Genomic DNA, 9,972 nt, shown 5'->3' on the forward strand with positions numbered 1-9,972 from the left:
CCAGGGGGCAGGGCCCGAAGTTGGTCCAGACCACGTTGGTCAGATGCCCGAAGATGCCATCGAGGTTGATGGTGTTGGGCTTGACCAACCGGTGGGAGAGCAGGTGAAGTCGCAGCCACACATCGGAGGTCCCGGTGGCTTCGGCATCCAGGTCAGCCTCCACGGAGACGACCTTCAGGCTGACCCCGCGCTCAGCGTCCTGGCCTTCGGCCTCACGCAGGGAGGACAGCAGGACGTCGTCGTCGTTCTGGCTCAGCGGTGCAAGAACAGGTGCAGGAAACCAAGTGTCCAGAACGGTTCCGTCAGCGGTGACAGTGGCCAGGCCGTGGCCGGATGCGATGCGTGCGTCAGTACTCATGAGCCCCATCCTACGTGCGCGTTTTATGTCCTCCCAGTAAGAGGTCACAGACTGCCCGTCATGTAACAGTTGTGTTTCACGCCACTCACCAGGTAGCCCAAATTCCGCCTGGTGCCTTAGATTGATCACCAACGGATTGGCTGGGGGCACCCTGACTACGTGCTGGACAGCAGGTGGAACTCGCCCATTCCGAACACCTACTCGACCAGGAGGAACACATGAGCATCCGTCGAAAGGCTGCAGGTCTGACCGCAGTCGCAGCGATGACTGCACTTGCCGCATGCGGCAACGGCAACGGCGACAACGAGTCCGCCGACGGCGACGTCCAGGTGGGCGACGAGGACAGCTTCGTCACGGACCTGGAGTTCACCACAGGCGGCACCGGCGGTACCTACTACCCGCTGGGCGGTGAGCTGTCCACGATCTTCTCGGACAACACCGAGGCATCCGTCAACTACGTGGAATCTGGCGGTTCAGCAGTGAACCTGGGCCGTATTCTGCAGGAACAGTCCCAGCTGGCACTGACCCAGAACGACACTGCCGTCAACGCCCTCACCGGCGATCTCGGCGAAGACCTCGAAGGCGTCACTGTCGATAACTTCGGCTGGATCTCGAACCTCTACCCGGAGGCCATGCACATCGTGGTGCGTGAGGATTCCGGTATCGAGACCATCGAGGACCTCGAAGGCGCTACTATCGCCGTCGGTGACGTCGGCTCCGGTACCCGTGCCATCTCCGATGCCATCCTGGACTACTACGAGATCGAATACACCCCTGAGGAGACCGACTTCGCAGCCTCCACCGAGATGCTCGGTGACGGTCAGATCGATGCCTCCATGTTCGTGGCGGGCGTGCCCGTGGCTGCGCTGACCAGCCTGGCCGCCACCACTGACGTGCAGCTGATCTCCCTGCCCCAGGATGAAGCTGAAGAGATCAGCGAGGGCGGCCTGTACGAGGCTTATGACATCCCTGCTGACTCCTACGACTTCCTGGATGAGGACGTCACCACACTGTCGGTGTTCGCAGCCCTGGTGGCCTCCACCACCCAGGTGAGCGAGGATCTGGCGTATGAGATCACCGCAGCACTGTTCGAGCACTCTGACGAAGTGACCCTGGATGTGGGACGCAACATTGAGCTCGAGAACGCGCTGACCGGCGTAGGCGAGATCCCGCTGCACCCGGGCGCACAGCGTTACTTCGAAGAGCAGGGCGTCGAACTTCCGTGATGCAGACTGCTGCAGCAGAGCAGCCCCGGGCTTCCTCCTTCCCCAAGGATACGAAGCCCGGGGCTGCTGCTGAGGAGAAGGCCGAGGACGTCCTCCGCGAGCATGACATCTCCAGCCGGTTCCGCACGGATCTGGGCTGGTGGGGTTGGCTTATCGGAGGACTCTCGGTTGCCTTCACGCTTTACCACCTGTTTTCGGCCTTCTACCGGCCGTATAACACCTGGATGCACGGGTCGCTGCACGTGGCCGGCGCACTGGCGCTGATCTTCCTGCTGTACCCGGCTTCCAAACGACTGCTCCGACCGTCAGAAGGAAACCGCGGGCTCAATATCCTGCTGGGACGTCACCGCGGCATCGCGTGGTACGACGTCATCCTGGCAGCGGCAGCTATGTTCTGCAGCCTCTACATCTTCTTCAACTATGAATACCTGGTCTCCAACCGGGTACAGATCCTGGGCTACAGCGACACCGACATTCTGGTGGCCAGCATCGGTCTCATCCTGGTGCTGGAGGCAACCCGCCGTTGCGTGGGCCTTCCCATTGTGATTGTGGCCGGTGTGGCTATCTCCTATGCCCTCTTCGGCAACCACATCAGCGCTGAGGGGTGGGGCCACCGTGGTCAGGACTGGAGCGAGTTCGCCACCAATACGTTCTTGACCTCGGGCGCTGGCGTCTTCGGCACTCCGATCCAGGTCTCGGCGAACTTCATCTTCCTCTTCCTGTTCTTCGCGGTAGTGCTGTTGCGCACAAATATTGGTCAGTTCTTCAATGACCTGGCTTTCCGCGCTGCCGGCCGTTTCTCCGGCGGACCGGCCAAGGCCGCAGTGGCCGCATCGGGTCTGCAGGGCATGGTGTCCGGCTCCTCAGTGGCAAACACTGTGGCCTCGGGTTCCTTCACCATCCCCATCATGAAGAAAGCCGGATTCAAGCCGCATATCGCAGCCGCTACCGAGGCCACGGCCTCCACCGGTGGCCAGCTGGTGCCGCCCATTATGGGCGCAGCCGCTTTCATCATGGCCCAGAACATCCCGAATCTTGAGTACAACGAGCTGATCGTCATCGCGGTCATCCCGTCGATGCTCTACTTCCTGGGCGTGTTCCTCTCGGTGCACTTCGAAGCCAAGCGCAATGAGCTCAAGGGCCTGCGGCCAGAACAGCTGCCCAGTTGGCGTTCGCTGCTGGTTCGACTGGATATGCTGCTGCCGCTGATCGTCATCATCTCCTCTCTGCTGGTGGGCACCAGCGCCATGCGTGCGGCCCTATTCGGCATCGGAACAGCCCTGGTGCTCAGTTTCGGCCGTGCGGTCATTGAGCACATGGTGCCGGTGGTGATGGAATCTCGTTCCCGCGGAGGCCAAGCTATGGCCGTTGAGATCGGGAAACTCGCACTGGCCCTGCTGCATGTAGTGATCAACATGCTCATTGCCGGTGCCCGGACTGCGTTGCCGGTCATTGCAGCATGTGCCTCGGCAGGCATTGTGGCCGGTACGGTGACCTCCACCGGTCTGGGCGGTCAGCTCGGCGCGGGTCTGGTGGATCTGGCCGGAGGCAACTTCCTGCTGGTGCTGGTGATGGTCATGATCGCCTGCATCGTGCTGGGCATGGGGCTGCCGACCACCGCCAACTACGTGGTCACCGCAACCATTGCTGCACCGATCCTCTACAACCACTTCGATGTGCCGCTTATCGCCGCGCATATGTTCGTGTTCTTCTTCGGCATCCTTGCCGATGTGACTCCACCAGTGTGTCTGGCGGCCTTCGCCGGTGCTGGTATCGCGAACGCGAACCCCATGCGCGCTGGTGTCAGCGCATTGCGAATGGCGATTGCAGGATTCCTGATTCCGTACGCCTTCATCTTGGAACCGGCTCTGCTGCTGCAGGGCGAGGTGGGGGACATGGTCTTGCCACTGATCACCGTGGTCCTGGGCATGATTGCCGTCTCCTCCGGCCTAGCGGGCTATCTGATTGCCCGCGGCACGGTCCTGGACCGGCTTCTGCTGGTGATCGGCGGCGTCATGATGATTCTGCCGGACCTGGTTATCTCCGGGATCGGCCTGGCGCTGGTGGCAGTTGCCGTGGTGATTCAGGCAGTGCTGCGCGCCAGGGGCCGCGGCAACTCGACGAATACCGACGAAAAGCTGGACATCGAACTGCCCACTACGGCGTAGTCGTTCACACACCCGAAGGGCCGGTACTGCGAATAAGCAGCACCGGCCCTTCGGCGTATGTACCTGATGACTCAGCGCTTCAGCGCCTAGCGCCTAGCGCCTAGCCCTAGGCGCTGAAGCGCTGCAGCCGAATTTCGTGCTCGTCGATGACCTCGGTACGGATCTCCGCGCCCAGTCCCGGTACCGTGGGCACATCCACCACGCCCTGCTCGGCTGTGACCGCCGGGTCGATGATGTCGCGCGCATAGTACTTCTCACTGGCGGAGACATCCGAAGGCAGGCTGAAGCCGGGCAGCGAGGAGAGCGCCACATTGGCCAACCGTCCCACGCCGAATTCGTGCATTCCTCCACACCACACCGGCCACCCCGCCTCTGTGGAAATCTTGTGGGCCTCACGGGCGGGACTCAGCCCGCCCATGCGCGAGACTTTGATATTGAGCACGCCGCCAGCTTTCAGGGCGACGGCGGTGCGCAGATCATCCAGAGTTTCCACGGACTCGTCCAGGCAGACCGGAGTGTTCAACTGCTTCTGGAGCCGGGCGTGATCCAGCAGATTTCGCGGCGCAAACGGCTGTTCGATCATCGTCAGCTCGAACTCATCCAGCGCCCGGAAGACTTCGAATGAAGCCGTGTCGCCCGGGTAGGCGCCATTGGCATCCACGTGAACATCCAGATCAGGAAAGGCCTGACGCACTGCCCTCACCGGCTCCACATCCCAGGCCGCCCCGGTGGAGGACGACGGCGCGATCTTCAGTTTGACCCGGGGATAGCCGGCAGCGACATGCTTCTGCACCTGGCTCAGCAGTTCATCAATGCTTGGTTCGATTCCCAGCGAGACTCCCGCGACCACCGAGTCTCGGGTGCCGCCCAGCGCCTTCCCCAGCGGGGTGCCGGTCTTCTGTGCAAACAGTGTCCAGGCCGCCATATCCAAGCCTGCCTTGGCAAAGAAATGCCCGCGGATCTTGCTGAAGAAACCTGCAACCTCCGTCGGATGCTCCCATTCTTTGCCCAGCACCGCGGGGATCAGGTATTCACTGGCCACGTACCACGCCGTCGTCGTGGTTTCTGGGGCGTAGTAGGGCCCGGCAGGGGAGGCGATCTCGCCCCACCCTCGCGCGCCGTCGGCATCGATCATCTCCACCAGCAGGTGGCGCAGCGAGGACTTGCGGTGGGAGCTGGTCTCAAAGGAATGGACCAGCGGCAGCTCCACATCGTGGAGGATCACATCGGTGATACGCATCAGATATACAGTCCCATCTGTTCAATCAGATCTTCTCGCTCGGCCAGCCGGCGTCGGCTGCCCTTGGAGCTTGCGGTGGTCAGAGCGGTCAGTAGGTGAATGACAGCGACGACGCCGGTGGCTGAATCGGTCACTGAGGCTGAGGCTGTGGGCACAATGATGTGCTCAGCAGCGAACTGCAGCACCGGTGAATCGGCGGCATCGGTCACGGCCACCACCTGGGCACCGCGCTCGGCGAACTGCTCGGCCAGCTGGACCGTCTCTCGGCGGTAGCGCCGCATAGCGAAGACGATCAGCGCATCTGTGGCGCGCACGTCGGGGAGCACATCCAGCGGCCGGACGGTGGTGCCATCTATATGTGTCACATGCGGCACCCCGTGGGAGAGGTCCAAATCCAGCAGATGGGCGAAGGCGGCTGAGCGCCCAGCTCCGGAGATGAAACGACGGCGGGCCCCGGCCAGCACTGCAGCGACTCGGGCCACCGAGTCTTCGGCCTGGATCTCATCAAAGAGCTGGTCCAAAACGGTGCGTTCCTGTTTGATCAACTGAGCCTGCAATGCGGCCGAGGACGACCGAGCGCCCATCCGGCTGCCATAGCGGGCTGCGGGGTTATCCGGTCCGCGGGCACCAGCGCGGTCCTGTCCTGAGGTGCTCACTGGGGTCTCCTGAACTCATACACGGCCTGGTCCTCGCCCAGGCGACGGCAGGAAACTGCCACGTAACCGGCGGCGAAAAACTGCTGGAAGCGATCCCGCAACTGCTGAATCAGCTCGTCGTCAACACCGGCAAGAGGCTTGACCGCAGGGATAACAAGCTCTTGGGTGTCCCCGCCGGTGGGGGAGTCCGGAGCAGTGTGTGAGTCAGTGGAGCGTGCGTCATCGGTGAGTGCCCATTCCACCGTGATTCGGTCGGTTCCGGGCAGCCCCTGCGCATCTTGGACGAACCAGCGTCCGCGGGCGCCGAGTACATCGAGGTTGAAGTGGGCGTTGCGGCTCAGCAGCGGATCATAGGTCCAGCGCATTCGAGTGGCCCCAGCGGACGCGGCCACCGCCGCCTGAACCTTCTTCATCGCACGGCCCACACCTTTGCCTTGCAGCGAGGCTGCTACCACTGCTGCCTGCGAGAAGTGGTAGACATGCGGATCCGCTGGGCTCTGGTCAACTGCTGTCCAGCCGTAGGCCATAGCAAGTACAACTCCTGCAGGATTGACTGCCCCGACTACCGAACCACCGTGCTGGGTGAGGCTCAGCAGCAAGCGGGGATTCAGCCCCTGGTCCTCACCGGTATAGGAGAAGACCTCCCGGTAGATGCGACAGGCTCCACGGAGTTCCTCGATCCCGGACAAAGGGCGTACCACCAGACCCTCATCCAGGGTGAAGGTGTGCTCGTCACCCATGACTGCCGCCTTTCTCGTCAAGACTTTACGTTTCGTATCATAATCCCAGAATGCTGCTTATGGGGAGCGTTCGCGCAACAATGTTGAAGGCTTCTCAGCTACTCGTCAGTGAAGTTACGTTCCGTATCATCCGCAGCTCTCAGAAGGATCGGGGGCGCGACTAAGCTGGGCGCATGAGCACTGACACCGCTGCTAGGCCTGTTGCCCTGATCACCGGCGCCTCCCGGGGCATTGGGCGAGCCATCGCCGAAAACCTTGGACGCGACCACCACATCCTGGTGGGCGGGACCAACGCTGAGCGAGTCCAGGTCGTCGTGGAGGCACTCCCCAGTGCCGAAGCGTTCATCGCGGATCTGGGCGACGCCGAAGCAATGAAGTACGCCTGGGAGCAGACCGGGCTGGCGCGGCTGGATGTGCTGGTGCATTCGGCGGGTCTGGCGTGGATGCGTGACGTGGCCGAGGCCCCCTTGTCGGAATGGCGGCAGATGTTTGAGATCAACGTATTCGCCGTCGCGGAGCTGACCCGGCTGACCCTTCCGGCGCTGCGCGCAGCCCGCGGAGAGGTCATCACCATCAACTCCGGGTCCGGTTACCGTTCCCGCGGGGGAAGCGCCCTCTACTCCGGCACCAAATTCGCGCTGCGTGCTTTTACTGACGCGCTGCGGGATGAAGAGCGCGGGACCGTCCGAGTCACCTCCATCCACCCAGGTCAGGTGGATACGGATATGCAGGTGGCGCTGCAGGAGTCCTATGGCAATGCCAACTACGACGGCGGCCGCTACATCGCACCAGAATCTGTGGCTGATACTGTGCGCCTGGCCATTGAGATGCCCGCGGCCTCCATGGTGGAGGAGCTGGCGATTCGTCCGGTGAACCCATGAGTGAGGCTGCAGCTGCCGCAGTTGAGCAGAGCCTGCAGATCCGCCCGCTTCAGGCAGCGGAGATCGACGCCGCCGTCGCCCTCTGGGAAGCAGCGGGACTGACCAGGCCGTGGAATGACCCGCACCAGGATTGCCGGCGGGCCATGGGTGGTCCGGTCTCGGAGGTGCTCACCGCCATTGTTGGCGGCCAACTGGTAGGCACAGTCATGGTGGGTCATGAAGGACACCGCGGCTGGATCTACTACCTGGCGGTGGAGCCTAGCCTGCGCGGACAGCAGATCGGCGCTCAGCTGGTGGCAGCAGCCGAGGACTGGCTGCGTGAGCAAAACATCCCCAAGCTGATGCTGATGGTGCGCGAGGGCAATGACGTGGTCGCTAGTTTCTACGACAAGCTCGGCTACAGCAGACAGCAGGTCATGACCTTCGGCAAGTTCCTCTGAGTCTGCACCGCCGGCGTCGGCCGTCAGGTGAAAAGATCAGTCGAAACGGACGAAGGAGCGCAGCGCACTGCCGCCGACCTCACGAATCTCGGTGAAGCCTAAGGATTCGTAGAAGGCACGCTGACCGGGCTCGTCGTCGGTCAGCAGCACCTTCTGGCGCACATGGGCGAAGGGGGTGGCCGCACGGATGAACAGCTCCCGGCCGATGCCGCGGCGCTGATGCTCAGGGTCCACCAGAATGTCCTGCAGATACGCGATGGTCTCACCATCGCTGATGACCCGCGCCAGCCCGAGCAGCCGGCCGTGCTCCCAGGCGCTGATGACCAGGGAAGAACCGGCCGCAGCCCGCACCAGCTGCTCCGGATCCTTGGTGTGGCTGGTCCAGCCCACCGCGTTGTAGAGCCGCACAAGCTCTTCGGCGGCGGGGATCACGTCGTCGTGAAACTCCATCAGGTCACATCCTCTGCTGGGGGCTCCCAGGCGCGCAGCTGGGTGATCAGATCCTCAGGGGTGTCGGCGATGACCAGGGCGTCGCGGCGCCAGCCGGCGATGAAGCCCTCATCCACCTGGTGATCGATCATCTTCAGCAGCGGATTCCAGAAGCCCTTGGTGTTGTACAGGGCAACGGGCTTGGCGTAGATCCCCAGGTACTGCCAGGTCCACACCTCAAAGAGTTCTTCCAGGGTGCCCATGCCACCAGGGAGCGTGACGAATGCATCACCGAGTTCTCCCAGGCGTGCTTTGCGGGTGTGCATATCTGCCACCACCTCAAGCTGGGTTAGCCCGCGGTGGGCAGCCTCGCGCTCCACGAGAACCTCGGGGATCACTCCGATGACTTCGCCTCCGGCTTCCAGGGCTGAATCGGCGATCTGGCCCATGAGCCCGACTTTGCCGCCGCCGTAGACCATGCCGACTCCGGCCTCGGCCAATGCGGCCCCGAGTGTGCGCACTTCCTGTTGGTAGGTCAGGTCATGTCCGGTGGCACTGCCGGTAAAAATCGAAAGGCGGTTCAGTTCAGTCACAGCCTCCATCCTATGGCGGGAATCCGGCGCTGAGGAGGCCGATTTCCCTCCCCGGCCATTTCCCTGCTACCATTTTTTAGTCGCTTTCCTCCGTAGCTCAATGGCAGAGCACCCGACTGTTAATCGGGTGGTTGTTGGTTCGAGTCCAACCGGGGGAGCTCAAAATGTGAAAGGTCCTCACCATGTGGTGGGGACCTTTTGCTTTCCCGGCTAGACTGTCCGGCTGTGACTGCCTCTGCCGATATCGCCCGCCTCATCATCTCCTGCCCCGACCAGCACGGCATCGTCGCTGCTGTGTCTCAGACCATTGCGGAGCTGGGGGGCAACATCATCTCCTTGGACCAGTACTCCACCGGTGTGGAAGGTGGCCAGTTCTTCCAGCGCACGGTGTTCCACCTACCCGGCTTTGCCGCTGCGAGGCCCGAGGTGGAGGCTGCCATTGAATCCAAGCTCGCCGGACGGTTCAGCATGGACTGGCAGCTGACCGACGCCGCCCGGCCCAAGCGGGTGGCAATCTTTGCCTCCAAGACCGATCACTGCCTGCTGGACCTGCTGTGGCGTCACCGTCGCGGCGAGCTGCCAGTGGATATCGCCATGGTGATCTCCAACCACGCGGACCTGGCCGACGACGTGCGCACTTTCGGCATCCCGTACTTCCACGTCCCGGTGGATAAGCACAACAAGGCCGTTGCCGAAGCAAAACACTTGGAGCTTCTTCAGGGCAATGTGGACCTGATAGTCCTGGCTCGGTACATGCAGATTCTCTCCCCGGAGTTCCTGGAGCAGGTCGGGGCGCCGATCATCAATATTCACCACAGCTTCTTGCCCGCCTTCATCGGCGCTGGGCCCTACCAGAAGGCCAAGGATCGCGGTGTGAAGCTCATCGGTGCCACTGCTCATTACGTGACGGAGGATCTGGATGAGGGGCCGATTATTGAGCAGGATGTCATCCGGGTGTCCCATGCCGACGACGTCGCCCAGCTCACCCGCTATGGAGCCGACGTGGAGCGAGCGGTGCTCTCGCGGGCGGTGAAATGGCACTGCGAAGATCGGGTCATACGGCACGGCAACACCACGATCGTTTTCGGGTTATAGGCCAAAATGTGTGTACAGAACGGCCTTGGATCGTTGATCTGACGCTGATGTAGGGGCTTGCACATGCTTTGAAAGCATGTGGGGTGACTCTTCCCTCGAATCAGCCAGTTTGTGGTGTATGCGGCACCAAGCTGGTCAAGAACGGC

The 9,972-nt window shown here is 62.4% G+C and carries 10 protein-coding genes, 1 tRNA gene and 1 pseudogene; 6 read left to right on the forward strand and 6 right to left on the reverse strand.

Annotated elements, in window-relative coordinates:
• A pseudogene (locus tag TX78_RS14205) lies at positions 1-358 on the reverse strand (2,3,4,5-tetrahydropyridine-2,6-dicarboxylate N-succinyltransferase); the annotation flags it as partial.
• Between the two features lie 218 nt (positions 359-576).
• Here TX78_RS14205 and TX78_RS05035 point away from each other — a divergent pair.
• Both TX78_RS05035 and TX78_RS05040 read left to right on the forward strand, forming a co-directional pair.
• Positions 577-1,584, forward strand: coding sequence for a TAXI family TRAP transporter solute-binding subunit (locus tag TX78_RS05035; protein WP_044494470.1), 1,008 nt, complete (start codon positions 577-579; stop codon positions 1,582-1,584).
• On the forward strand, positions 1,584-3,752 hold the full coding sequence (locus tag TX78_RS05040; RefSeq protein ID WP_044494197.1) for a TRAP transporter permease: 2,169 nt from the start codon (positions 1,584-1,586) through the stop codon (positions 3,750-3,752). The genes TX78_RS05035 and TX78_RS05040 overlap by 1 nt, the downstream gene beginning before the upstream one ends.
• A gap of 106 nt (positions 3,753-3,858) precedes the next feature.
• Here TX78_RS05040 and menC read toward each other — a convergent pair whose 3' ends face one another.
• Genes menC through TX78_RS05055 form a run of 3 tightly spaced genes read right to left on the reverse strand, consistent with a single transcriptional unit; the run spans position 3,859 to position 6,388 of the window.
• Positions 3,859-4,992, reverse strand: coding sequence for an o-succinylbenzoate synthase (menC, locus tag TX78_RS05045; RefSeq protein ID WP_044494199.1), 1,134 nt, complete (start codon positions 4,990-4,992; stop codon positions 3,859-3,861).
• On the reverse strand, positions 4,992-5,648 hold the full coding sequence (locus tag TX78_RS05050) for a MurR/RpiR family transcriptional regulator (protein WP_044494202.1): 657 nt from the start codon (positions 5,646-5,648) through the stop codon (positions 4,992-4,994). Before TX78_RS05050 ends, menC begins: the two co-directional genes overlap by 1 nt.
• Positions 5,645-6,388, reverse strand: a complete 744-nt coding sequence (locus TX78_RS05055) for a hypothetical protein (protein WP_049897483.1) — start codon at positions 6,386-6,388, stop codon at positions 5,645-5,647. The genes TX78_RS05050 and TX78_RS05055 overlap by 4 nt, the downstream gene beginning before the upstream one ends.
• Positions 6,389-6,561: 173 nt before the next feature.
• On the opposite strand from TX78_RS05055, the gene TX78_RS05060 reads away from it, so the two are divergent.
• Positions 6,562-7,269: an SDR family oxidoreductase gene (locus TX78_RS05060; protein ID WP_044494204.1), complete on the forward strand. Its 708-nt coding sequence runs from the start codon at positions 6,562-6,564 to the stop codon at positions 7,267-7,269.
• Entirely contained in the window at positions 7,266-7,709 is a 444-nt protein-coding gene (locus TX78_RS05065) for a GNAT family acetyltransferase (protein WP_044494205.1), read from the forward strand. Before TX78_RS05060 ends, TX78_RS05065 begins: the two co-directional genes overlap by 4 nt.
• A 36-nt stretch (positions 7,710-7,745) precedes the next feature.
• Here TX78_RS05065 and TX78_RS05070 read toward each other — a convergent pair whose 3' ends face one another.
• Both TX78_RS05070 and TX78_RS05075 read right to left on the reverse strand, forming a co-directional pair.
• On the reverse strand, positions 7,746-8,159 hold the full coding sequence (locus TX78_RS05070) for a GNAT family N-acetyltransferase (protein WP_044494208.1): 414 nt from the start codon (positions 8,157-8,159) through the stop codon (positions 7,746-7,748).
• Positions 8,159-8,731 (reverse strand): LOG family protein, encoded by a 573-nt coding sequence (locus TX78_RS05075; RefSeq protein WP_233722169.1) that lies wholly within the window; start codon positions 8,729-8,731, stop codon positions 8,159-8,161. Before TX78_RS05075 ends, TX78_RS05070 begins: the two co-directional genes overlap by 1 nt.
• Before the next feature lie 86 nt (positions 8,732-8,817).
• Between TX78_RS05075 and TX78_RS05080 the strand changes: the two genes are divergently transcribed.
• A tRNA-Asn gene (locus TX78_RS05080) sits at positions 8,818-8,889 on the forward strand.
• 67 nt (positions 8,890-8,956) lie between these two features.
• Positions 8,957-9,826, forward strand: a complete 870-nt coding sequence (gene purU, locus TX78_RS05085; protein WP_199765253.1) for a formyltetrahydrofolate deformylase — start codon at positions 8,957-8,959, stop codon at positions 9,824-9,826.
• The last annotated feature ends 146 nt before the right edge of the window (positions 9,827-9,972 follow it).

It is taken from the genome of Nesterenkonia massiliensis (genome assembly GCF_000455245.1).
Classification (GTDB): domain Bacteria; phylum Actinomycetota; class Actinomycetes; order Actinomycetales; family Micrococcaceae; genus Nesterenkonia; species Nesterenkonia rhizosphaerae.

Excerpts from the sequence above, each read along its gene's own strand:
- TX78_RS05070 (WP_044494208.1), bottom strand. The coding sequence starts at position 8,159 with ATGGAGTTTCACGACGACGTGATCCCCGCCGCCGAAGAGCTTGTGCGG.
- TX78_RS05040 (WP_044494197.1), top strand. The coding sequence starts at position 1,584 with ATGCAGACTGCTGCAGCAGAGCAGCCCCGGGCTTCCTCCTTCCCCAAG.
- TX78_RS05060 (WP_044494204.1), top strand. The coding sequence starts at position 6,562 with ATGAGCACTGACACCGCTGCTAGGCCTGTTGCCCTGATCACCGGCGCC.
- TX78_RS05055 (WP_049897483.1), bottom strand. The coding sequence starts at position 6,388 with ATGGGTGACGAGCACACCTTCACCCTGGATGAGGGTCTGGTGGTACGC.
- TX78_RS05065 (WP_044494205.1), top strand. The coding sequence starts at position 7,266 with ATGAGTGAGGCTGCAGCTGCCGCAGTTGAGCAGAGCCTGCAGATCCGC.
- menC (WP_044494199.1), bottom strand. The coding sequence starts at position 4,992 with ATGCGTATCACCGATGTGATCCTCCACGATGTGGAGCTGCCGCTGGTC.
- TX78_RS05035 (WP_044494470.1), top strand. The coding sequence starts at position 577 with ATGAGCATCCGTCGAAAGGCTGCAGGTCTGACCGCAGTCGCAGCGATG.